General features: G+C 65.1%; 19 protein-coding genes and 1 pseudogene. 7 read left to right on the top strand and 13 right to left on the bottom strand.

Annotated features, from left to right (window positions below; translation table 11 throughout):
* The first annotated feature begins 21 nt into the window (after positions 1-21).
* A complete protein-coding gene (locus tag E3T55_RS07495; RefSeq protein ID WP_134518955.1) occupies positions 22-867 on the top strand; it encodes a putative RNA methyltransferase in 846 nt (281 codons plus the stop codon).
* A gap of 749 nt (positions 868-1616) precedes the next feature.
* On the opposite strand, the gene E3T55_RS20935 is transcribed toward E3T55_RS07495, so the two are convergent.
* The 6 genes and pseudogenes from E3T55_RS20935 to E3T55_RS07465 all read right to left on the bottom strand — a co-directional run bounded on the left by E3T55_RS20935 (position 1617) and on the right by E3T55_RS07465 (position 7242).
* Positions 1617-1841, bottom strand: coding sequence for a hypothetical protein (locus E3T55_RS20935; RefSeq protein ID WP_420897982.1), 225 nt, complete (start codon positions 1839-1841; stop codon positions 1617-1619).
* Between the two features lie 159 nt (positions 1842-2000).
* The gene (locus E3T55_RS07485) at positions 2001-2423 is read right to left on the bottom strand and encodes a cytochrome c oxidase subunit 4 (protein ID WP_134518954.1); all 423 of its coding nucleotides are present in this window, start codon (positions 2421-2423) and stop codon (positions 2001-2003) included.
* Complete coding sequence (gene ctaD / locus E3T55_RS07480) at positions 2424-4154, bottom strand: aa3-type cytochrome oxidase subunit I (RefSeq protein WP_134518953.1); 1731 nt, start codon at positions 4152-4154, stop codon at positions 2424-2426.
* 3 nt (positions 4155-4157) lie between these two features.
* Positions 4158-5045: an aa3-type cytochrome oxidase subunit II gene (gene ctaC / locus E3T55_RS07475; RefSeq protein ID WP_166791708.1), complete on the bottom strand. Its 888-nt coding sequence runs from the start codon at positions 5043-5045 to the stop codon at positions 4158-4160.
* A 233-nt stretch (positions 5046-5278) separates the two neighbouring features.
* On the bottom strand, positions 5279-5692 hold the full coding sequence (locus E3T55_RS07470; protein ID WP_134518951.1) for a HesB/IscA family protein: 414 nt from the start codon (positions 5690-5692) through the stop codon (positions 5279-5281).
* Positions 5693-5848: 156 nt separating this feature from the next.
* Positions 5849-7242 (bottom strand): annotated as a pseudogene (locus E3T55_RS07465) (M20/M25/M40 family metallo-hydrolase).
* Positions 7243-7280: 38 nt separating this feature from the next.
* Between E3T55_RS07465 and E3T55_RS07460 the strand changes: the two are divergent.
* Complete coding sequence (locus E3T55_RS07460) at positions 7281-7871, top strand: DUF3043 domain-containing protein (RefSeq protein WP_134518950.1); 591 nt, start codon at positions 7281-7283, stop codon at positions 7869-7871.
* Between the two features lie 4 nt (positions 7872-7875).
* Here E3T55_RS07460 and E3T55_RS07455 read toward each other — a convergent pair whose 3' ends face one another.
* Positions 7876-9021 (bottom strand): alkaline phosphatase family protein, encoded by a 1146-nt coding sequence (locus E3T55_RS07455; protein ID WP_174775445.1) that lies wholly within the window; start codon positions 9019-9021, stop codon positions 7876-7878.
* Positions 9022-9101: 80 nt separating this feature from the next.
* Between E3T55_RS07455 and E3T55_RS07450 the strand changes: the two genes are divergently transcribed.
* Positions 9102-11579, top strand: a complete 2478-nt coding sequence (locus E3T55_RS07450) for a DNA gyrase/topoisomerase IV subunit A (protein ID WP_134518949.1) — start codon at positions 9102-9104, stop codon at positions 11577-11579.
* Between the two features lie 203 nt (positions 11580-11782).
* On the opposite strand, the gene E3T55_RS07445 is transcribed toward E3T55_RS07450, so the two are convergent.
* On the bottom strand, positions 11783-13879 hold the full coding sequence (locus tag E3T55_RS07445) for a DNA gyrase/topoisomerase IV subunit B (RefSeq protein WP_134518948.1): 2097 nt from the start codon (positions 13877-13879) through the stop codon (positions 11783-11785).
* Positions 13880-14045: 166 nt separating this feature from the next.
* Here E3T55_RS07445 and E3T55_RS07440 point away from each other — a divergent pair, with 166 nt between their 5' ends.
* Complete coding sequence (locus tag E3T55_RS07440) at positions 14046-14282, top strand: DUF7455 domain-containing protein (protein WP_119973730.1); 237 nt, start codon at positions 14046-14048, stop codon at positions 14280-14282.
* Positions 14283-14291: 9 nt separating this feature from the next.
* Here E3T55_RS07440 and E3T55_RS07435 read toward each other — a convergent pair whose 3' ends face one another.
* The 5 genes from E3T55_RS07435 to E3T55_RS07415 all read right to left on the bottom strand — a co-directional run bounded on the left by E3T55_RS07435 (position 14292) and on the right by E3T55_RS07415 (position 20241).
* Complete coding sequence (locus E3T55_RS07435) at positions 14292-15026, bottom strand: type 1 glutamine amidotransferase (protein ID WP_134518947.1); 735 nt, start codon at positions 15024-15026, stop codon at positions 14292-14294.
* A complete protein-coding gene (locus tag E3T55_RS07430; RefSeq protein WP_134518946.1) occupies positions 15023-16300 on the bottom strand; it encodes a MurT ligase domain-containing protein in 1278 nt (425 codons plus the stop codon). Before E3T55_RS07430 ends, E3T55_RS07435 begins: the two co-directional genes overlap by 4 nt.
* Before the next feature lie 7 nt (positions 16301-16307).
* Positions 16308-17735 (bottom strand): RNA polymerase sigma factor, encoded by a 1428-nt coding sequence (locus E3T55_RS07425; RefSeq protein ID WP_420897981.1) that lies wholly within the window; start codon positions 17733-17735, stop codon positions 16308-16310.
* Between the two features lie 170 nt (positions 17736-17905).
* Positions 17906-19264 (bottom strand): MFS transporter, encoded by a 1359-nt coding sequence (locus tag E3T55_RS07420; protein ID WP_134518944.1) that lies wholly within the window; start codon positions 19262-19264, stop codon positions 17906-17908.
* 53 nt (positions 19265-19317) lie between these two features.
* Entirely contained in the window at positions 19318-20241 is a 924-nt protein-coding gene (locus tag E3T55_RS07415) for a proteasome assembly chaperone family protein (RefSeq protein WP_134518943.1), read from the bottom strand.
* A gap of 107 nt (positions 20242-20348) precedes the next feature.
* On the opposite strand from E3T55_RS07415, the gene E3T55_RS07410 reads away from it, so the two are divergent.
* The 3 genes from E3T55_RS07410 to E3T55_RS07400 all read left to right on the top strand — a co-directional run.
* On the top strand, positions 20349-21848 hold the full coding sequence (locus tag E3T55_RS07410) for a leucyl aminopeptidase (protein WP_134518942.1): 1500 nt from the start codon (positions 20349-20351) through the stop codon (positions 21846-21848).
* Positions 21849-21948: 100 nt separating this feature from the next.
* Positions 21949-23322 (top strand): dihydrolipoyl dehydrogenase, encoded by a 1374-nt coding sequence (lpdA, locus tag E3T55_RS07405; RefSeq protein ID WP_134518941.1) that lies wholly within the window; start codon positions 21949-21951, stop codon positions 23320-23322.
* A 95-nt stretch (positions 23323-23417) separates the two neighbouring features.
* Positions 23418-23755 (top strand): biotin/lipoyl-containing protein (locus tag E3T55_RS07400; protein WP_338145121.1); only part of this gene is annotated, 338 nt, incomplete at its 3' end.

The raw sequence follows: 23755 nt of genomic DNA, 5'->3' as shown, positions 1-23755 counted from the left end.
CAGCAACCAGAACGGGCATCGATGTCACTCCAGACTCTTTCGGAGTGGCTTCGGTGCCCGAACTGTTTTCTCCCGCTCGCCCCCACCGCCGCGCTCAGCTTCGGGTGCTCCGCTGGTCACTCCTTCGACGTCAATAAGCGCGGCTACGTCACCCTGATGAGCGGCCCGCACCGGTTTATCGGTGACAGTCCCGCCATGCTCGACGCCCGCGACCGCTTCCAGAGCGGTGGCTTCTATGCTCCGCTGCAGACGGCCATCTCGGTCACCGTCGCCGCCGAGCGTCCAGGCCGCATCGTCGACATCGGCTGCGGCAGCGGCTACTACCTGCACGCCGCGCTGTCGGCATCCGCTGTGGCAGACCCGGCAGCATCCCCGCGCGGCCTCGCCATGGACCTCTCCCCCGCGGCCGTCTCCCGGACGATTCGCCTGATTCCTGAAGCGGATGGCCTCATCGCCGACGTCTGGGCATCGCTCCCCATCCGGGATGCCGCGGCGAACGTCATCCTCAACGTCTTCGCCCCCCGCAACGCTGCCGAGTTCCACCGGGTGCTCGCGCCGGGCGGCCTGCTGCTCGTCGTTGTGCCGCAGCAGACGCACCTGCAGGAGTTGCGCGACGCGGGTCTCGCGGTGGACATGCAGCCCGACAAGGCGCGGCACCTCGTCGACGGGCTCGCGGCGCACTTCGAGCTTGAGACGCGACAGCCGCTGAGCAGCGTTCTGAGCCTCTCTGCGACTGACGTCGGAGCTGTGCTCGGCATGGGACCGTCGGCGCACCACGCGGGTGCTCAGACCGTTCTCGAGGTCGATACGCAGACATCCGTCACCGCCGCCTTCGATATCTTCGGCTTTCGGCGCCGCGCGCTGTAGTTCGGCGCAGTGCGGAGGCCCCAGAGTCCCGTGTCGTTCCCGCCCGCTTGCCCGTGACGACAGGCGAGGTGCGGCCTCGGCAATCGTGACCAGTCTGCGCAGGCGCTGGCGCGATCAGACGAAATCAGACCGCGCTGACGGTCACCTGGCTGTATCAGGCCGCTGGCTCTCTTCGCCGTTGGACTCTCGGGCTCCCGGGCTGCTCACGGTGCCGCTCGGCACCGGCTCCCGCGTCGTCACCAGGCCCAGCCCCGTACCATTCGACGGTCTTTGGCTCGGAAACGTCAGTTTCTGGTCACGATCCGGTCAAAACGGGCTCCATCTCCGTCGAATGGTACGCACGCGAGGCGCCGGGACCGACCGACTGGCTGGCTCGTGGACACTTTGTGGCGTCGCGCGGCCCGGCGAGAGCCCGCATGGGGCCATCTGCTGGCTTCGCGTTCACGAGAAGGTAGCGAGGGTCCCCTGGGCCTCGCCGTCCAAGGGGCGTTCTCTGACACTTCGCTGACGAGGTGTCACAGATGGCCCCTTCGCCGCCCTGCAGCCCCGAAAACTCGGTCATTGTCGCCCTCCACCCCGCGCCCCCACCCCGAACCCCACAGCCACCCAGCTGCCTTAGGCAAGCGGATGCCGCGCCCACTCACCGCGCACCCCGTACCATTCGACGGAGTTTGACGCCCAACCGTGCTGTTCCGGGGCACAACCGGGCCAAACCGGGTCAATCTCCGTCGAATGGTACGCGGACGGGGCTAGATGCGGGCCAGGGTCTGGCGGGCGATCTCGAGCTCCTCGTTGGTGGGGAAGACGAGCACGGTGACGACCGAATCATCCGCTGAAATCCGGCGCGGGCCGCGGTGCTTCGAGGCGTTGCGCACCGGGTCGACACGGATGTCGAGGGCCTCGCGCCCGGTCATGGGATCGTTCTCGCCGACGCCGACGCCGACGCCGACGCCGACGCCGCCGCCACTGGCCACGACGCGAAAGACGCCCTGACGTCTCCAGATGGTGCACGGTTGAGCTCGGGTTGCTGGATTCGGTTGGTGGCTCAGGCCACACGAAAGAGTCCCTGCCCTTCCGTATCGACGGAAAGGCAGGGACTCAGGCGTTCAGCAGCTCAGATTGGTGAGCCGGGGTTAGCGGGCGAACATGCCCCGGTAGTACTCGTAGACCCAGCCGACAAGGCTGATGACGCCGATGCCGAGACCGATGAAGGCGATCCACGGTCCCACGGCGAGGCCGAGGAAAAGCAGAGCGCAGCTCGCGGCCAGGAAGATCGGCCACCAGCTCCACGGGCTGAAGAAGCCCAGTTCGGGGTCGCCATCGTCGATGTTGCCGTCGAGACGGTCTTCGGGCAGTTCAGCACCCTGAGCTCCGTGCACCTTGCCCAGGTAGAAGGCAATGAACGCGACGAGCAACGTCGACAGGCCAAGCATGAACGTGCCGGCCCATTCGACCCGGCCGTGGTTCGGATCGACAAGGCTCCAGATGACATACGTCACCGTGACAATGCCGAAGAAGCCGGTCAGCACCCAGAGCAGATTGATATTGGTCTTCATTTATTTGACCCTGTTCTCTGCGGCGTCGAAGACGCGCTCGTCCGGCGCATCCTTGCCCGGACCGATGCCAACGGGCATACCGACCTCGGGGTGGTTCAGGTCGAACGCGGGGCGCTCGGACCGGATCCGCGGGATCGAGGTGAAGTTGTGACGCGGCGGCGGGCACGACGTTGCCCACTCGAGCGAAGAACCGTAGCCCCAGGGGTCGTTCACGGTCACCTTGGGCGCACGACGCGCGGTCAGGTAGACGTTCAGGAAGAACGGAATCATCGACACGGCCAGAATCATCGAGCCGATGGTCGACAGCTGGTTCATCCACGCGAAGCCGTCTTCGGGCGAGTACGTCGCGTAACGACGCGGCATGCCCATGACACCGAGCCAGTGCTGCACGAGGAACGTGGTGTGGAAGCCGATGAAGAGGAACCAGAAGTGCCACTTGCCGAGGCTCTCGTTGAGCATCTTGCCGGTCCACTTGGGCCACCAGAAGTAGAAGCCACTGAACATGGCGAAGACAACGGTACCGAAGACGACGTAGTGGAAGTGCGCCACGACGAAGTACGTGTCAGAGACGTGGAAGTCAAGCGGCGGTGAGGCCAGGATGACTCCGGTGAGACCACCGAAGGTGAAGGTGATGAGAAAGCCGATGGCCCAGAGCATCGGGGTCTCGAACGTCAGAGACCCTCGCCACATGGTGCCGATCCAGTTGAAGATCTTCACCCCTGTCGGCACCGCAATGAGCATGGTCATCAGGGAGAAGAAGGGCAGCAGAACGGAACCGGTGACGTACATGTGGTGCGCCCAGACCGAGACCGACAGCGCGGCGATGGAGATGGTCGCGTAGATCAGGGTCTTGTATCCGAACATCGGCTTGCGGCTGAACACCGGGAAGACCTCAGAGACGATACCGAAGAACGGCAGGGCAATGATGTACACCTCGGGGTGACCGAAGAACCAGAACAGGTGCTGCCAGAGGATGGCGCCGCCGTTTTCGGGATCATAGATGTGCGAGCCGTAGATACGGTCGGATGCCGCGGCGAGCATGGCGGCGGCGAGCACCGGGAAGACCATCAGGCTGAGAAGCGCCGTGATGAGCGTGTTCCAGGTGAAGACCGGCATACGCCACATCGTCATGCCGGGGGCACGCATCGTGATGATGGTCGTGATGAAGTTCACGGAACCGAGAATGGTACCGAAGCCCGACAGGCCGAGGCCGACCATCCAGAGGTTGCCACCGACACCGGGCGAGAACGTGGTACTCGCCAGTGGCTGATACGCGAACCATCCGAAGGATGCTGCTCCCTGCGGGGTGAGGAAGCCGGCGACGGCAATCAGGCTGCCGAAGAAGAAGAACCAGAACGCGAGGGCGTTCAGGCGAGGGAACGCCACGTCGGGGGCGCCGATCTGCAGCGGCACCAGGAAGTTGGCGAAACCGAAGAACAGCGGCGTCGCGAACATGAGGAGCATGATCGTGCCGTGCATGGTGAAGAGCTGGTTGTACTGCTCCTTGGTCTGCACGATTTCCAGACCGGGGGCGAAGAGCTGCGCACGAATGATCAGCGCCATGACGCCGCCGATGCAGAAGTACACGAATGACGTGATCAGGTAGAGATACCCGATGACCTTGTGGTCGGTCGAGGTGATCCAGCGAACGAGGGTGTTGCCCTTGTTCTCAGCGGATCGCGAAACCGGGGGCGTGGAGCGTGTCTCCACTGCGGCAATGGTCGTGCTCATGGCTTAGTTGTCCTCCTGAGCTGTCGGGGCACCAGTGCCCGGCTGGGTCTGATTGCGGTCGAACTCGTTGTCGAGCTGTCCCTCATTACCTGCGGCTCGCAGGGAAGCAATGTAGGTGTCGTAGTCCTCCTGGGACACGACCTCCACGTTGAAGAGCATGAGGGAGTGGTACTCGCCGCAGAGTTCGGCGCACTTACCGGCATAGGTGCCGATGCGTTCCGGGATGACCGACATGTAGTTGGTCTTGCCGGGAACGAGGTCCTTCTTGTACAGGAAGTCGATGACCCAGAAAGAGTGGATGACGTCGCGTGCTTCGAGGGCGATCTCGATCTTCTGGTCCACGGGAAGCACGAGAACGGGAAGTTCATCCTGCAGGATGGCGCCTGTCTCGCCGTCGGGGTCAGGCTGAGCCTGAACGCCGGCGGAGTAGACGTCTTCATCCACGTAGTTGAAGTCCCAGGCCCACTGCTTGGCCTGAACTTCAATCTGCACGTCCGGCGCGTCAAAACGGGCCTCGATGGCGGCCTGGTCCCGCGCCGTGAAGGCGAAGAAGCCGACCACGAGAATGAGAGGCACGACCGTGTAGAAGATTTCGATCGGCATGTTGTATCGAAGCTGGGGCGGCAGACCCGTCTGGCCCTTGCGTCGTCGGTAGACGACGACGGTCCAGATGGTGAGGCCCCACGTGATGATACCCACGATGAGTAGCACGATCCACGATGTTGTCCAGAGTCCCGAAACTCGTTCGGTCTGGTTGGTGACTGCCTCCTGCCCCTCCTCAAAACCGGGCAGGTAGCCATTGAGCTGGGCCGTGGAGCACCCTGCTAGGAAGATTGTTAACGTCGCTGCGATCGGGATTGCAGCCCATCGGAGACGGTGATTCATGCGCACCGGGGACCTTTCGGAAGACTCGAGGGCACTTCACAGGAAGTGCGGTGACCGTTTCTAGCCTACTGCGAGACGCAGTGACTAATGTGCGCAGTGGCACCTGATCAGCGAAGTTTCCCCGTTCGGGTGCCGATATTCTCACTATTTTTGCGTCGGCGGTCTTGTCAAAGCCGTTAAACACGCCCGGGAGGCCATCCAACGGATGGCCTCCCGGCGCTTGGTGTGTGCTGCGCGGTCTAGCTGAAGGAATCGCCGCACGCGCAGCTGCTGCCGGCGTTCGGGTTATCGATCGTGAAGCCCTGCTTCTCGATGGTGTCTTCGAAGTTGATCGTGGCACCGTCGAGGTACGGCACGCTCATCTTGTCAACGACGACCTCGACGCCGTCGAAGTCCACGAGGGCGTCGCCCTCGAGAACGCGCTCGTCGAAGTAGAGCTGGTAGATCAGGCCGGAGCAGCCGCCGGGCTGCACGGCGACCCGAAGGCGCAGGTCTTCGCGGCCTTCCTGGGTCAGCAGGCTGCGCACCTTGAGGGCCGCGGTCTCGGTCAGGCCGACACCGTGCGCAGCGGTGCTCGGGGCCTCGGTCGCGGTAGTGCTGTCGCTTGCAACTGCGGTGTTGGCTACGGTGCTGTCAGTCAGGGTGTCAGTCATGGGTCTCCTCGGGTTCGCACGTGTCACGATCCCGCGCGTACGCGAGACCTGAATCGATAGATCGAAATCATCGGATCTCAATAGATTCTACCGTCGACAACCAATAAGTCATCATGGACATTCCCACAACAAGTTTCTGAGTGCCGACGGTGCCGGTCAGGCGCCGGTTCGGTGGTTGAGGCGACCGAGCAGAAACGCTTCGCTCAGCACGGCACGTTTGAAGACACCGAGGTGAAGTGATTCATTCGGGCTGTGCGCGCGTGAGTCGGGGTCTTCGACCCCGGTCACGAGAATCTGGGCCTCGGGGAACACCCGCACGAGGTCGGCGATGAAGGGAATGGAACCGCCCACACCAATGTCGACCGGTGGCGTACCCCAGGCATCCGTCATCGCAGCGGCAGCCTCCGTCACGGCCCATCCGCTCGTGTCAACCAGGAAGGGCTCGCCCACGTCGATGTCGTCGAACTCGAGCACGGCGCCATAGGGGGCGTGGGAGCGCAGGTGCGCCTGCAGGGCGGTCGCGGCATCCGTCGCCTTCTGGCCGGGCGCTATACGCGCGCTGAGCCGCACGGTGATGCTCGGCGACAGGGTGTTGGACGCATTGTCGACGGTGGGGGCGTCGATCCCGGTGACCGTGATCGACGGCTGCGACCAGATGCGGCTGAGTAACGAGCCGTGACCGATGGGAGAGACGCCGTCAAGAAGTCCGGTCTCGCTGCGGAGCTGGGCTTCGTCATAGTCGGGGGTCGGCGCGTCGTAGCTCGTGAGCCCCGCGACGGCGACCGATCCGTCGGAGTCGTGCAGGGTTGCGAGCAACTGAATGGCGGCGAGCATCGCGTCGGGAACCACTCCCCCGAACATTCCCGAATGGGAGGCGTGGGCGAGGGTACGCACGGTCAACCGCATCGTGACGTTGCCGCGCAGGCTGACGGTGATGGCGGGGGTGGTGACATCCCAGTTATTGGAGTCGGCCACGACGATGACATCGCCGCGGAGTGCCTCGAGGTTGTCGTCGAGGAAGGATGTGAACGAGCGACTGCCGAATTCCTCCTCGCCCTCGATGAAGAGCGTGATGCCCAGGTCGAAGTCGGGTCCTTCGGCCGCCACGAGCGCCCTGATCGACGCGATGTGGGCCATGACACCGGCCTTGTCGTCGGCCGCGCCGCGCCCGNGCGAACGGTCGGTTCGAACGGGGGTGATTCCCAGTCGGCATCGTTTCCGGGAGGCTGCACGTCATGGTGGGCATAGAGAAGAACGGTCGGTCGGCCGTTGCGGGCGGGGCGCACGGCGAGCACGGCCGGCTGGCCGAGCTCAGCGTCGGTGCCGGGAATAAGCGCCTGGCTCACGGTGACCGTCTCGAACACGTTCAGGTCGCGAGCGAGGTCAGCCACGGCCTCCGCACTGGCCGCGACCGGGTCGCGATCGAACGCCGACCACGACACCGACGGGATACGCACGAGGGCGCACAGATCCGAAATGGTGGTGGGAAGCCCCTGTTCCACGGCTTGGCGCAGTGCCATAGTCGGGATTGTCTCTGGTGTAACCGTCATACGGGTAATCTTAAGGCACCCAATTGCAAGGATTTGATGTGGCTAAAGTAAACCCCGACGGCAAACCGTCGATCGAAACCGTGGAAGAAACGGCGGCCCGACTGGCCGGATCTCCCGCCGGCAAGGGTCAGGCGACCCCAACCCGGAAGCAGCAGGAAGCGGCGCGCAAGCGCCCTCTGGTGCCGGATGACCGTAAGCTCGCCGCGAAGCAGGCCAGGGCGAAGTCGCTCGCCGCCCGCGACCGGGCCCGCGTGGGCATGGCGGCCGGCGACGACAAGTACCTGCCGCAGCGCGAGCGCGGCCCGCAGAAGAAGTTCGCGCGCGACTACGTTGACGCGCGCTTCAACGTGGGTGAATTCATGATCCCGGTCATGTTCCTCGTGATCCTGCTGACGTTCTTCCCCGACCCGTCCGTGCAAACGTATGGCATTCTCGCGCTCTGGGGTTTCTTCATCGTCGCGATCATCGACTGCATCGTGCTCGGCTTCATCCTCACGAAGAAGGTCAACGCCAAGTTCGGGGAGGCCAAAGCGGAACGCATCCGCTGGTATTCCGCGATGCGTGCCCTGCAGCTGCGCCCGATGCGGCTGCCGAAGCCGCAGGTCAAGCGCGGCCAGTACCCGAGCTAGTGCACTAGCGTTCGAAGGCGCCCGCCCGGATCAGCGGCACGCGAAGTTCCTCATCGGTGAGGGACCCGTGCTGGCCGATCATGGAGCGGGCGCCTTTGTTGCTGTCCCGGGAGTCGTAGTAGGCGACCACACGCCGCGCCGCCACGATGACATCGCCGATGCGCGGCAGCACCTCGGGCGCGACCCGTCCGAAGATGCCGGCGGCCACGGCCTCGGCGCGCGTGAAGATCCAGGCCCGCTCCCCCTCGACCCGACGCCAGGCCTCGGCCAGTGAATCGGCCGTCACGAGCGACTGATCCGGCTCGAGATAGAGCTGTACGCAGCGCGGATCGCCGGCGACATGCCGGACTCCGGCAACCAGTTCCGGAACGGTGTCAAACAACACGTGTTTGGTCGCGGGCACATCGAGCACTCCGTGGTCAGCGGTCAGCAGCAGTCCCTCGTCGCGGCGCAGGCCTGAGGCGAACTTCGCCAACTCCGAGTCCAGGGTCTCGAGCTGGGTGAGCCAGCGGGCCGACTCCCAGCCGTGCGCGTGAGCGGCGACGTCGAGTTCTGACACGTAGAGGTAGATCAGCGCGGTCGGCTCATCATTGAGCAGTGCGCGCGCGGCGCGGAACCGATCGGCGATGCTTTCGGCCGGAACGTAGGTTGCGCCGCGCAGCACCGCTCCGGTGAACCCCGAGTTCGTGAACCGCTTCGGCCCGATCGCGAAACTCGGCACCGCGTGCTCGGCCGCGATGTCGAAGACCGTGCGGGCTCGTTGCCAGGTCGCCGGGTTCATGCCGGCGTCCCAGCCGGTCAGCTGATTGATCACGCGGTCGCGGTCGGCATCGAGCACCTGATAGCCGACGAGGCCGTGCTGTCCGGGTTCGACGCCGGTCGTCAGCGTCGCGATGCCGGCGACGGTCGTGGCCGGAAAGACACCGTCGATGATGCTCGTCTTGTTGAGGCGGGCGGCGAGAAACCGGGCGTGCCCGGCTCTGGCCCGAATCGAGCTGACACCGAGGCCGTCGGCGAGCACGACGACGGCCTTGCTCACCGCGGGAAGCCCGAGCGGGTTCGGCCGCGAGAGGATGGCGTCGAGGGAACTTGTGAGAACGTCGGCAAGGCGCAGAGTGCTGAATTCGCGGGCCGGTAGCATAGAGGACATCGGCCCCAGTCTGACATAGGGCGGGCCGCATCTTTCGTGTGCATGCCCGTGCACACGCGCCTCCACAGCAGAATTCACGAATGAGCCGCTCACCCAGCATGCCGCCCGCCGCAAGCACCGAACGCATCGAAGACGTCGACGTGTCCGTTGAGATGCAGGGATCCTTTCTCGAGTACGCCTACTCGGTCATCTATTCGCGCGCCCTGCCCGATGCGCGCGATGGCCTGAAGCCCGTGCAGCGTCGCATCCTCTACCAGATGAGTGAGATGGGTCTGCGCCCCGATCGCGGACACGTCAAGAGCGCCCGCGTTGTCGGTGAGGTCATGGGCAAGCTGCACCCCCACGGTGACACCGCGATCTACGACGCGATGGTGCGCATGGCCCAGGCCTTCTCGCTGCGGGTACCGCTCATCGACGGGCACGGAAACTTTGGTTCCCTCGACGACGGCCCGGCCGCACCGAGGTACACGGAGGCGCGCCTGGCCGCTCCCGCACTGGCGATGACCGAAAACCTCGACGAGGATGTCGTGGACTTCGTTCCGAACTACGACAACCAGCTCACCCAGCCCGACGTTCTGCCGGCCGCGTACCCCAACCTGCTCGTCAACGGAGCAAGCGGTATCGCGGTGGGCATGGCGACCAACATGGCCCCGCACAACCTGATCGAGGTCGTTGGTGCTGCCCGCCACCTGCTCACGTACCCGGATGCCTCGCTCGAGCACCTAATGGAATTCATTCCCGGTCCCGACCTGCCCACCGGCGGTACGATCGTGGGTCTGGCGGGCATCAAGGATGCCTACCTGACCGGTCGCGGCAGTTTCAAGACTCGGGCCCGCGTCTCGGTCGAGGCCATCAGCGCCCGCAAGACCGGTCTCGTCGTCACGGAGCTGCCCTACCTCGTGGGACCCGAAAAGGTCATTGAGAAGATCAAAGACGGGGTGAACTCCAAGAAGCTCAGCGGCATCTCCGACGTCACCGACCTCACCGACCGCACCAAGGGACTACGCCTCGTGATCGGCATCAAGACCGGGTTCAGCCCCGATGCCGTTCTCGAGCAGTTGTACCGCTACACCCCGCTCGAAGACTCCTTCAACATCAACGCGGTTGCCCTCGTCGAGGGGGCTCCGCAGACGCTCGGGCTGCGCGAGCTGCTGCTCGTCTACGTCAACCACCGCATTGCGGTCGTCACCCGACGGTCCGCCTACCGTCTGGCCCGACGCAAGGAGCGGCTGCACCTCGTGGAGGGGCTGCTGGTCGCAATCGTCGACATCGACGAGGTCATCCAGGTGATTCGGGCGAGCGACGACACCGAACAGGCACGCCTGCGTTTGATCGATGTGTTCGACCTCAGCCAGGTGCAGGCCGAGTACATTCTGGAACTGCGGCTCCGACGCCTCACCCGGTTCTCGCGGATCGAGCTCGAGGCAGAACGCGACCAGCTCCTCGCGGAGATCGCGGCACTCGAGAAGCTGCTCTCGAGCACGGGTGCGATCCGCAACCTCGTCTCCGAGGAACTCGCGGCCGTTGCCGACAAATTCGGCACTCCACGCCGCACCGTGCTGACCGAGGCCAAACCGAGCATCGCGGGTGTGTCGGCCGCGGCCGCCAAACGCAATGCAGCCGTCCTCGAGGTGCAGGACATCCCGACCCGCATCTTTCTCAGCTGCACGGGTCGCATTGCCCGCGTCGATCTGCTCGTGGAAAACGAGTCCCAGCCGCAGCGCATCGTACCGCCGCAACGCCGCAGCAAACACGACGCCGTGCTGTCGTCGCTCGAGACCACGAGCCGCACCGAGGTGGGCGCCGTGACCAACCGGGGCCGACTCATCCGCTTCTCCCCCGTCGACCTGCCGGTCATGCCGCCGACCTCGATCCAGCTCGCGGCCGGTGTTCGGGTCGTTGACTATCTGGTACTCGGCCGCGATGAGCGAGTACTCGCCCTCGTGTCCCTCGAAACCGAACGCGCCATTGCCCTCGGTACCCGCCAGGGAATCGTGAAACGGGTGACTCCCGGTGACTGGGCCAACCGCCCCGACTTCGAGATCATTGCGCTCAAGCCGAAGGACGAGGTGGTCGGGGCCGCTCAGGGTGCCGACGACGACGAGCTCGTCTTCGTCGCCTCTGATTCCCAGCTGCTGCACTTTTCGGCGGCCGGAGTGCGTCCCCAGGGACGCGCGGCCGGCGGCATGGCCGGCATCAAACTCGCCGCGGGAACGTCGGTGGTGTTTTTCACGAGCCTCAGTGTCGGCGACGCCGAGTCAGCGGTCGTGGCGACCGTCGCTATCGGCAGTGAAGTCTTGCTGCTCCCTGATTTTGGCAGCACGAAAGTATCCGATTTCTCGGAGTATCCGGCCAAGGGCCGCGCTACGGGTGGTGTGCGGTCGCAGCGTTTTCTCAAGGGCGAAGACGCCATCTCGGTCGCGTGGGTCGGACCGGCGCCGGCGCGAGCCGTCGCACCGGACGGCACTGCGCGTGCACTGCCGGAGTCGGGATCACGCCGCGATGCCTCCGGTGTCATGCTCGACGCCATCATCGGGGCGATCGGCGCCCAGATCTGACCCGCGCCACCACGACGAACTCTGCGCCGTGAGTGGGGTCGTGATCGAGCGCGGTAGGTGCGCCGCTGCGCGGGTGGCGCACATCCCGCGCAGCGGCGCAGCCCCCGCGCCGCTCACTACCAACCCGCGCCGCTCACTACCAACCCGCGCCGCGGCGTTCACTGGATGCCGGGCGAGGCCTGCACGACCGGCTGTCATGCAGGCTAGACGTCGATTCGTTCGCGGCTGAGCTTGTCGGAACTCTCGATGATGAACTCCTTGCGCGGGGCCACATCGTTACCCATCAGCAGTTCGAAGACCTTGCCGGCCATTTCCGCGTCATCCACACGCACCCGTCGCAGCGTGCGGTGAGCGCGCTCCATGGTCGTGGTCGCGAGCTGGTCGGCATCCATCTCACCGAGGCCCTTGTAGCGCTGGATCGGATCCTGATACTTCTTGCCGCGCTTGTCGAGCCCGGCAAGCACGCCGTGCAGCTCGACCTCTGAATAGGTGTAAATGGTTTCGTTGGGCTTCGAGCCCGGATTCATCACGATGACCCGGTGCAGCGGCGGCACGGCGGCGAAGACCCGGCCCTCCGTGATCATGGGGCGCATGTAGCGAAAGAAGAGCGTCAGCAGCAGGGTGCGAATGTGGGCACCATCGACATCCGCGTCGCTCATGATGATCACCTTGCCGTACCGCGCCGAGGAGATGTCAAAGCTTCGGCCGCTTCCGGCACCGATCACCTGGATGATCGAGGCACACTCCGTGTTCGAGAGCATGTCGGAGACGGATGCCTTCTGCACGTTGAGAATCTTGCCGCGAATCGGCAGCAGCGCCTGATGCTCGCTGTCTCTCGCGAGCTTGGCGGTGCCGAGCGCTGAGTCACCCTCGACGATGAAGAGTTCGCTGGTCTTCACATCGTTGCTGCGGCAGTCGACGAGCTTGGCCGGAAGTGACGAACTTTCCAGGGCGTTCTTACGGCGCTGGGTCTCTTTGTGGGCGCGAGCGGAGATCCGCGACTTCATCTCGGCGACGATCTTGTCGAGTACAACGGCCGACTGGGTCTTGTCGTCGCGCTTTGTCGAGGTGAATCGCTCGCTCATTGCCTTCGCGACCACGGCGGCCACGATGGCCCGCACGGCCGGAGTGCCCAGCACCTCCTTGGTCTGACCCTCGAACTGCGGCTCCGGCAAACGCACGGTCAGCACGGCCGTCAGGCCAGCCATCACGTCGTCCTTGTCGAGCTTGTCGGAGCCGACCTTGAGCCGGCGAGCATTCAGATCGACCTGGGCGCGAAGAAACTTCAGCAGGCCGGCGTCGAAACCGGCCTGGTGGGTGCCGCCCTTGGGCGTCGCGATGATGTTGACGAAGCTCTGCACGATGGTGTCGTAGCCGGTACCCCAGCGCAGGGCGATGTCCACCTGGCATTCCCGTTCGAGTTCCGTCGGGATCATCGCGCCCGAATCGGTGAGCACGGGCACGGTTTCCCGGAACGACCCGGTTCCGGTGAGACGCCAGGTGTCCGTGACCGGGGCATCCGTCGCGAGGTGGTCGACGAACTCGGAGATACCACCATCGAACTGGAAGGCATGCTGCACGGGCTCATCGGTGCGACGGTCGTCGACCGAGATCGCAAGACCCGGAACGAGGAAGGCCGTCTGGCGCGCACGATTGAGCACCTCATCGGTCTGGAAGCTGGCGCCCTTGGTGAAAATCTGGCGGTCGGCCCAGTAGCGGATGCGGGTACCGGTCACGCCGCGCGCGGCCTTGCCCACGACGCGCAGCTCACTCTGGTTCTCAAACGGGGTGAAGGGCGAGTCGGGGCTCTTCAGGCCACCGTCCTTGAACGGTGCGGCATCGGCGAACATGCCCGGCTCGCCCCGGTGAAAAGACATGGCCCAGGTCTTGCCGCCGCGGTCGACCTCGACGTCGAGCCGTTCGGACAGGGCGTTGACGACGGATGCGCCCACACCGTGCAGACCGCCGGAGGCGGCGTACGATCCGCTGCCGAATTTACCGCCGGCGTGCAGCTTCGTGAAGACCACCTCGACGCCGGTCAGGCCGGTCTTGGGTTCGATATCGACGGGGATGCCGCGTGCGGTGTCGCGCACCTCGACGCTGTCATCGCCGTGCAGCACGATTTCGATGCGATCACCGTGACCGCCGAGGGCCTCGTCGACCGAGTTGTCGATGATTTCCCACAGGCAGTGCATGAGCCCGCGAGAGTCGGTGGAACCGATATACATGCCGGGACGCTTACGCACCGCCTCGAGGCCTTCGAGAACTGACAGGTGGCGGGCGGAATAGTCGGAACTCACAACGGTTAAGCCTAGTGACCCGCGTGTAAACCACCCGGATCGACACCCCAAAGATGAAGTCAGCTACGCGGTGAGCGAAATGCCACGCAATTGACTCCCAAAGCACAGCCTGCCGTGTTTACATTACGGTTAAGGGTTTTAGAAATTTCGTCTGGAGGAGGAGATTATGTCCCAGATCGCCACTGAGAATGGTGCAGTTGACCAACAGGGCGCCCCCCACCAGCTCACCGCAGCCGACCGCTGCGACGCTTGTGGAGCGCAGGCGTACATCCGCGTCGTCGTGAACAACAGTGAGCTGTTGTTTTGCGCGCACCACGGTCGTAAGCACCAAGAGAAGTTGTCGGCCATCGCCGAGAGCTGGCACGACGAGTCGAGCCGACTCCTGGAGGACAAGCGCTCCTAAACCGTCGCGCTAAGCCTCAATCGCACGTTCGAGCCGCACCGCAATCTGATTGCGTGCGGCTCGAGCTATGTCATCGACCAGCACGCTCTGGGCGCCGGCCACATACTCCACGCCGATGCGGTCGAGCATGAGCCTGACCAGATGGTCGGCCAGCCCTGGGTTGCGGGCCAGGACCGGGCCGTGCAGGTGCGTGCCGAAGAACTCCCCCATCACCACACCCTCCTGGCCGCTCGCTGCGCTCCCGTTGCCGATCCCGGACTCGACTCGGCCGAGCGGTGAAGCCTCCGCACCGACGTAATCGCGGGCGTGGTTCTCAAAACCGATCAGACGGCCAAACTTCGACGCCACGACGAGGTCACCGGTGGCGCGTTCGACACGGGGTACGGCGTGTCCCGGCACGAGACCCAGACCCTCGACGGTTGAGTCGGTGAGCTCGATGCCCCAGCTCAGCAGCTCCCAGCCGGTTCCCACGGCGAGAATCGGCACTCCGCCGGTGAGCCACTCGCGCAGCTCGGTCGCCATGGTCAGCAGGATGTCCCTGGCCGCAACCAGATCCGAATCGGTACCGGTACCGATAACGACGGCGTCGACCCGGTCCGGCAGATCCGCACGCGTGCGCACGGGAACAATGGATGCGTCCGCGCCGCTCCATCTGGCGCGTTGCGCGAGCACCCGGGCATTCGCGGCATCGCCGTTGTTGCCGAGCAGTTCCGGCAGCAGGGACACGATCGTGACGGAGGTCAAACGGGCTCCTCAGCGTTTGTCGCCAGGCCGAGGTGCGCGCGTGTGCGGCGCATCCCGTCGGCGGAAAAGATGATGGTTTTCATGCCGTGCGCGGGTTTCGGCAGGGCGAGGAAGGCGTCGAGGGCCACTCCGACGTCGGGCTCGATTCGGTCGACGGTGACATCGTCATAGACGAGCTGCAGCGCAATATCGTGCGCCTTCGATCCCGACGCAATCAGTACATGACCCAGGCTCGAGGTGTCGACGGGCCAGAAATACGAGGGATCGCGCACGTCGGAGCCGATCGCGATGAGAATCTGTTCGGTGCTGGGCTCGAGGCTGTCGACGTTGAGCTGGAAACTCGCCGGATTCTGAACCAGCACGAACTCAATCTCGTGTCCGTTCACGGTGACGATTTCGCCTCGCCCGAAGACGGGCGGAATCGTGCCAACGGCCTCGATGGCCACCGCGGCGTCGAACCGCGACCCGAGGGCAGCGCGGGCCGTGGCAACGGCGGTCGCGGCATCGACGGCGTAGTGCGTTCCACGCGCCGGCAGGGCAACCGGGTAACTCACACCCTCAAGGGCGAACCGAGCTGACCTTCCGCTCACCTCGGTGACGAGCAGTCCGTCGCCGGCCGGCAGTCGTTCCGCGGCGGTGCGCGTGTACCCGAGGCCGCGCGGGTTCGCCGCGAGTACGTCGCTCGTGACGCCATAGCGCTCGACGGTGACGCCGGTCGCTTCGGAGTCAAGCTCCCCGCCGAGATCGGCGAGGTAGGCGTCGTCGGCGTTGATGACGACGACGCCGGTTGAGCGCAGCGCGATCTTACGCAACAGGCCGGCGACCATGTCGGAGTCGTGAAAGCGATCGATCTGGTCCACCATCACGTTCGTGAGAGCCACCACCCGGGGCGTGAGTGTGGGCGCGATCGCCGCGCCGTGTCCCTCATCCATTTCGAGCACCGCGATATCGCCCGCGACCCGGCCGGTCACGCTGGCCCGCTCGAGCAGCGCCGAGGTGAGGCCCTGGCGAATGTTCGCGGTCGACGAATTGGTGAAGACCGTGAGCCCGTGAGCGCGCAGTGCGGCCACGAGCATCTTGGTGGTCGTGGACTTGCCGCTCGACCCCGAGACGATCACGAGGCCCTGCGGAAAACCGTTGAGCGCGTGAGCGAGAAAACCGGGCGCGATTGTGTTGACCACTAGGCCCGGAACGGCAGACCCGCCCCCGGGCTTGCGCCAGCGGGCGAGTACCCGCACGCCCCGGCCGATGAGGATTGCCGGCGTGTATCGCACCCGACTCCTACTCGAGGTAGTCGCGCAGCGACTGGGACCGGGAGGGGTGACGCAGCTTGGCCATCGTCTTCGACTCGATCTGACGGATGCGCTCACGCGTCACGCCGAAGGTGTCTCCGATCTGGTCCAGGGTCTTGGGCATGCCGTCTCCGAGTCCGAAGCGCATGCGAATCACGCCGGCCTCACGCTCGGACAGGGAATCCAGCAGGCTCTCGAGCTGCTTCTGGAGCATTGTGAAGCCGACGGCGTCGGCGGGCACCACGGCCTCGGTGTCCTCGATGAGGTCACCGAATTCGCTGTCTCCGTCTTCACCGAGCGGGGTGTGCAGGGAGATGGGCTCGCGGCCGTACTTCTGAACCTCGACGACCTTTTCGGGGGTCATGTCGAGTTCCCGGCTCAGTTCCTCAGGAGTGGGTTCGCGGCCCAGGTCCTGCAGCATCTGACGCTGCACGCGGGCGAGCTTGTTGATGACCTCGACCATGTGCACGGGAATTCGGATGGTGCGGGCCTGGTCAGCCATGGCGCGCGTGATCGCCTGGCGAATCCACCAGGTGGCGTAGGTGGAGAACTTGAAGCCCTTCGTGTAGTCGAACTTCTCAACCGCGCGAATCAGGCCCAGGTTTCCCTCCTGGATGAGGTCGAGAAACTGCATTCCTCGACCCGTGTAGCGCTTGGCGAGGGACACGACGAGACGCAGGTTGGCGCCGAGCAGGTGGCTCTTGGCGCGAGCGCCGTCCTTGGCGACCCACTGCAGCTCACGACCCAGCGGCGTCTTCTTCTCTGCCTCGGTCATCTCCGACAGCTTGTCCTCGGCGAACAGACCGGCCTCGATGCGCATGGCAAGCTCGACCTCTTCGGCCGCGTTCAGCAGGGCGACCTTTCCGATCTGCTTCAGGTAGTCCTTGACCGGGTCGGCCGTGGCGCCCGTAATGGCGCTCGAGTAGACCGGAACTTCGTCTTCGTCGTCGACGAGGGACAAAACCAGCGCGCCCTTGGGCAGCGGTTCGGTCGACGCGGCGCGCTTGCCCTGGTCATCGTCGTCGGCGTCATCATCGTGCGCGCCGGCCGGGTCCTCTGAAGAGGTGTCGTCGTCTTTGCTGGCCTTGGCGCGAGTTGTCGCGGCCCGCTTACGGGGCGCAGCCTTCTCGGCGGCCGGGGCATCGGCGCCCGCGGCCTTCTTGACGGCTGCGGCCTTGGCAGCGGCCGTCTTTGCCGCAGCGGTCTTCGTCGCGGGCTTCTTGACCGTGGGCGCCTTGGCGGCCGGAGTCTGTGCGGACTCAGCGGCTGCCACGTCGGTCGCCTCGGATTTTTCGGGGGTTGCCATTCGAATACCTCTCATGCCGCCACCGGACGGCGCTGCTGCGCCGCACGGCCCACGCGAACCGGGCCGCACTGACTCTGAGCAGTGTGAATTTTGGGCAGTACTTGGACCCATGTCAAGTCCCGGGCAGCAGTCTCACACTGTTTCAGTTCTACACCGTCGCTATGACACGAAGGCACAAAACTCCCCGGACCTGAACGGGTCCTAGAGATAATTATCGCACGGTTTACAGCGGAGGCAAGCCACGGCTACAATCTTTGCGCTGTTCGTCGTGCCGTCAGGTTTCAGGCGGGAGGGTTTCCTCGATCATCCCGGCGATCCCGGCGCGATCGCCAGGCCCGAGCCACGGCCACCCACAGTGGAGCGACCTCGAGGCCCTCATCGTGCAGCAGCAGACGGCGGGTGTTGCGGCGGGCCCGCACCAGAAAGACCACACCGATGCCGATGACGAGGTACTGCACCGCAAAGGCGATGCGGAACGAGTCGAGGGCATAGAGGTCGCTGGCCTCCCCCGCGGCCATGCGCCATCCATTTTGCAGGTCGAGCGCGAGCCCGATCAGGTACATCGTGACGAAGCTGGCCAGAAAACCACCGACATTGACCACGCCGTTCGCCGAGCCCAGGCTGCGTTGGGGGTTGAACGTGCGGGCGAAGTCGAAGCCGATCAGCGAACCGGGTCCGCCGATACCCACGACGACGAGCAGCAGCACCAGCAGCCAGAGTGGCGGCACGCCGGGCCAGAGCAGAAAAATGGCCCACATGACGGCCATCGCGCTGACAATGGCAAGCACAATGTTGCTGCGGCGCATCGGGTATCGCGCCGTCAGCACCCCCAGGATCGGGCCGAAGACGAGGCCCGTGCCGACCAGGGTCGTCAGCAGTGCCGCCGCGAGCACGGGTTCAATCTGCAGGGCGTAGACCATGAAGGGGTATCCCCAGAGCAGGCTGAAGACCGTGCCGGAGGACTGGGTGACGTAGTGGGACCAGAATCCCAGCTGGGTGCCCGGCCGTTTGAAACTGTGCCGCAATTGCGTGAGGGCGTTGGTCCAGCTCGTCGTCCGGTGCAGGTCAGCGGCTCCCGCCGGCCGGTCGCGCACGAAAATGATCGAGAGAATCAACGCGAGCACGGCGACGGATGCCGCGGACACGAACGCCGGGGTCCACCCGGCCTCATGCAGCAGCCAGGCCAGCGGTACGGCCGAGAGCACCTGGCCGAGCTGGCCGATGTTGCCCAGCCACTGCGAGAGCAGGGGAACGATTCGCCCGGAGAACCACGAGCTGATCAGCCGGATGATCGAGATGAACAGGGCCGCGTCGCCCGCGCCAACCAGAATGCGACCGATGACGGCCACCGTCACCGTGGGGGCAAACGCGAGGGTGAGCTGACCCACGATCATGAGAGACGTTCCGCAGAGAATGAGGGTGCGGGGGCCGAATCGGTCGATCAGCACACCGACCGGGATCTGCATGGCGGCATAGACGATGAGCTGCACCACGGCAAGGCTCGACAGCACCGCCGCCGAACCGCCGAAGAGCTCGGTGGCGGCGACGCCGGCTATCCCCATCGAGGTGCGCTGCAAGACCGCCGACAGGTAGGCAAACGACCCGACAACGAATACCAACCAGGACCAACGGGAGTTCATTACCCCCAAGTTACCCCTCGGCAGGCGCCGCCCGTCACCGGGGCGAGCCTGCGTCAGGCCGCGGAGCCCTCGTCTTTGCTGCGCCGAATCGCCAGGAACTTCTCCAGTTCAGCGGCGATTTCGTCGGCGCTGGGCAGCTCACCGTCTTCATCGGTCAGGGGCGAGCGCAGCGTGCTGCCCTCCATATAGGCGTCGTAGCGTTGCTCGAGCGTTCCCACGAGTTTGGCGAGTTCGGGGTTGTCCCTCACCTGTTCGTCGATGCGGGCCACAAAATCGCGATTTTGTTCGCGCAGCCGATCGGTGGGGAAAATCAGCCCCGTCGAGGCGCTCGTGCTTTCGAGCGCCGAGAGCGCAGCCGAGGGAAACTCGGTGTCCCCGAGATAGTGCGGGACGAGTAGGACGAAGCCGACCGTCGAGGCACCGCCCTCCTGCAGGCGGTACTCGACCAGATGCAGCGCGTTGGCGGCGACCTGGGTGTGCGGTCGCCAGACGGACATGCTCTCGATGAGATCCGATCGGTTGCCGCTGACGGTCACGCCGATCGGTCGCGTGTGCGGAACGGGCATCGGGATCGCATGAACCCACGTCGTGGACGCGACCTTGAAGCGTGCCACGAGCTGCAGCACCGCCGCCGAGAACTGGTTCCAACGAAAGTCCGGTTCAAACCCGGTCAGAAACAGAAACTGCTGCCCGATCTCATCGAGCGCGAGATACAGGCGCAGCGACGGTGGCTGGTAGTTGGTCAGATGATCCTGGTCGAAATAAATGATCGGCCGTCGAGCACGGTAGTCGAGCAGTGTGTCGGCATCGAAGTTAGCGATGACGGTGTGGCCGAGAGTACCGAGCAGGTACTCCGAAAACTGTGACACCGCGCCTCCCGCGTCGGCGAAGCCGGTGAGCCCGGCCACCAGGTGCAGGCCCTCGGGCACGCTGTCGGCGTCTGCGGTCAGCTCGTACAATTCACCAGGATCGCGCATGCCTCAACTCTAATCCGAGGCTCGACCGCCGGAAGGGTAATCGGTGCGTCCGGCTTGGTGCCCTCAGCGAACACGCGACGACCCGGCACCGATGGTTACGATCGACTATGACCATTCCTGTCCTTTCACTGTCCAGCCGCCCCGCCATCGACGCCGATGTCGACCTGGTCGTCGTCGCGGCGCTGCAAACGGATGCCGGCGCCGTTCTGTACGCCGACGCGAGTCTCGCCGGCCTGGCCGACCAGCTCGGCGCCCTCGCGGTGACCGGCGCTCGCGACGAGGTCGTGAGGCTTGTCCCGTCGGTCGGCACCATGGCCGCGCGGGCCGTTGCCGTCGTCGGTCTCGGGCGCGAAGTGACGGTGCACACGCTGCGTCACGCGGTCGGCTCGGCGGTACGTCAGCTGACCGGTGTGACCAGCCTCGCCATTGCGATCCCCGTCACCACGACCGACGAGGCCGAAGCCGTACTCGAGGGCGCGGCTCTCGGCGCGTATTCTTTCACCTCCTACCGTCACAGTTCCCTCGCCGAGACGAAGCTGCCCGCAACGCAGATCAGCGTGCACACCGCGCTCGGCGACGACGAGCTCACCGAAACGGCCGTGCTCGCTCGCGCACTCGCCTGCGCCGAGGCCGTGAGCCTCGTGAAGGATCTCGTCAACGCCCCTCCCCTCGATCTGTATCCGGACTCCCTCGCCCAGCGCGCCGTCACTGCCGCAGCAGGCCTGCCCGTCGAGGTCACCGTGTGGAACGAGGAAGAACTGGTCGCCGACGGCTTCGGCGGCATCGCCGGCGTCGGGCAGGGCTCCGCTCGCCCGCCCCGACTCGTCAAGCTCAGCTATTCGCCGGTCGGCGCCGCCCAGCACCTGGCTCTCGTGGGCAAGGGAATCACCTTCGACACCGGCGGACTCTCGCTCAAGCCGCCGGCCTCCATGGTCGGTATGAAGTACGACATGACCGGTGCCGCTACGGTGCTCGCTGTGACGCTCGCCGCCGCTCGACTGGCCCTGCCCGTGCGCATTACCGCCTGGATGTGCATCGCCGAGAACATGCCGTCGGGTTCGGCCATCCGCCCGAACGACGTGCTGCGCATGCGTGGCGGCCGCACGGTCGAGGTTCTCAATACGGATGCCGAGGGTCGCCTGGTGCTTGCCGACGGCCTCGTCGCCGCCAGCGAGGAACAGCCCGACGCGATCATCGACGTGGCCACCCTCACCGGGGCGGCGATCGTGGCCCTCGGTACCCGCTATTACGCAACGATGGGCGATGACGCCCTGGTGCAGCGCGTACTCGCGGCCAGTGCCGATGCCAATGAGCAGGTCTGGCCGATGCCGCTTCCGGACGAGCTGCGTGCGCTGCTGAATTCCGACGTGGCGGACATCGCCAATGCCAAGATCGGCAGTCCGGCGGGCGGCATGCTTCTTGCCGGGGTCTTTCTGCGGGAGTTCGTCGGTACGAACGCCGACGGAGTGACGATTCCCTGGGCGCACCTGGACATCGCCGGACCGGCTCAAAACACCGGAAGCCCGTGGGGTTTCACGGGAGTCGGACCGACCGGAGTGTCGGTGCGGGCGTTGCTTCGACTGGCCGAGGACTTTTCACGCCCGTAGTACAGTCGAAGGGGCAAGAAAAGCTTGCCACTAATCGTTTGCGCGGCGGCTCGAATCGAAAGCCGCCGTGGCATGGTGTGATGCACGAGGGAGTAACTGAGTGTCGGAGCAGAATTTTGACGTTGTCGTTCTTGGCGGAGGAAGCGGCGGGTACGCAGCAGCGTTGCGCGCCGTGCAGCTCGGCCTCACCGTTGGCCTGATCGAGAAGGGCAAACTCGGCGGCACCTGTCTGCACGTGGGTTGCATTCCCACCAAGGCTCTGCTGCACTCGGCCGAGGTCGCCGACGTCAGCCGCGAGGCCGGCAAGTACGGCGTCAAGACCACGTTCGACGGGGTCGACATCGCTGCCGTCACCGCCTTCCGTGAGGGCATCGTGGCCAGCAAGTACAAGGGACTCCAGGGCCTGATCAAGGCACGCGGCATCACGGTCATTGCGGGTGAGGGCCATCTGGTCTCCCCGACGACCGTGCAGGTCGGCGACGATACCATCGTCGGCAAGAACGTGATTCTGGCGACGGGCTCCTACTCGCGCTCGCTTCCGGGCCTCGAAATCGGTGGCCGTGTCATCACGAGCGAACAGGCCCTCGAGCTCGATTACATCCCCAAGAAGGTCGCCGTTCTCGGCGGCGGCGTCATCGGCGTCGAATTCGCCAGCGTCTGGAAGTCCTTCGGAGCCGACGTCTCGATCATCGAGGCGCTCCCCCACCTCGTTCCGAACGAGGAAGAATCCGTCTCCAAGCAGCTCGAGCGCGCCTTCCGCAAGCGTGGAATCGAATTTTCCCTCGGCATCCGCTTCAAGAGCGTCACGCAGGATGAGAATGGCGTCGTCGTCACACTCGAAAACGGCACCACCGTCGAGGCTGACATTCTGCTCGTCGCCGTGGGCCGTGGCCCGTCGACCGCTGGTCTGGGCTTCGACGAGGTCGGCGTCACGATGGACCGCGGCTTCGTGCTCACCAACGAGCGCCTCGCCACGAACCTGCCCGGCGTCTACGCCGTGGGCGACATCGTGCCCGGCCTGCAGCTCGCACACCGCGGTTTTCAGCAGGGCATCTTCGTTGCCGAAGAAATCGCCGGCCTGAACCCGATCGTCGTTGAAGACATCAACATTCCGAAGATCACCTACTGCGACCCCGAGGTCGCTTCGGTCGGTTACTCAGAGGCCAAGGCCGCCGAGAAATTCGGCGCCGACAAGATCGCAACCTACGAGTACAACCTCGGCGGCAACGGTAAGAGCTCGATCCTCGGCACGTCCGGCTCGATCAAGCTCGTGCGCGTGACGGATGGCCCCATCATCGGTGTGCACATGATCGGCGCCCGCGTCGGCGAACTCATCGGCGAAGGCCAGCTCATCGTGAACTGGGAGGCGTACCCCGAGGACATCACGCCCCTCGTTCACGCCCACCCCACGCAGAATGAGGCGCTGGGCGAGGCCTTCATGGCCCTCGCCGGCAAGCCCCTGCACGCGATGTAATCGGGCTCGTTCACCATTTCTACGCAGTTGTTCCATAGGCACGTGTTAGATACAGAATTTTTCAGCATACATATGGTTTTGAAGGAGACATGCGCATGAGCGAATCCGTCAGCCTCCCGGCACTCGGAGAGAGTGTCACAGAGGGCACGGTCACCCGCTGGCTCAAGAACGTGGGCGACCGCGTGGAGGTCGACGAGCCCCTGCTCGAGGTATCGACCGACAAGGTGGACACCGAGATCCCGTCCCCCGTCGCCGGCATCATTGAGGCCATCCTGGTTCAGGAAGACGAAACCGTCGAGGTCGGTACCGCCCTCGTCGTCATCGGTGACGGCTCCGCGCCGGCCGCCGCCCCGGAGGCACCCGCCGCCGAGGCCGCGGCCCCGGAACCCGTCGCCGCACCCGAGCCCGTTGCAGCACCGGCGCCGGCAGCAGC

The sequence above is a fragment of the Cryobacterium frigoriphilum genome (assembly GCF_004403305.1).
GTDB lineage: Bacteria > Actinomycetota > Actinomycetes > Actinomycetales > Microbacteriaceae > Cryobacterium > Cryobacterium frigoriphilum.
Note: the sequence above shows the minus strand (reverse complement) of the source record. Positions and strands in the feature narration are given on the sequence as shown.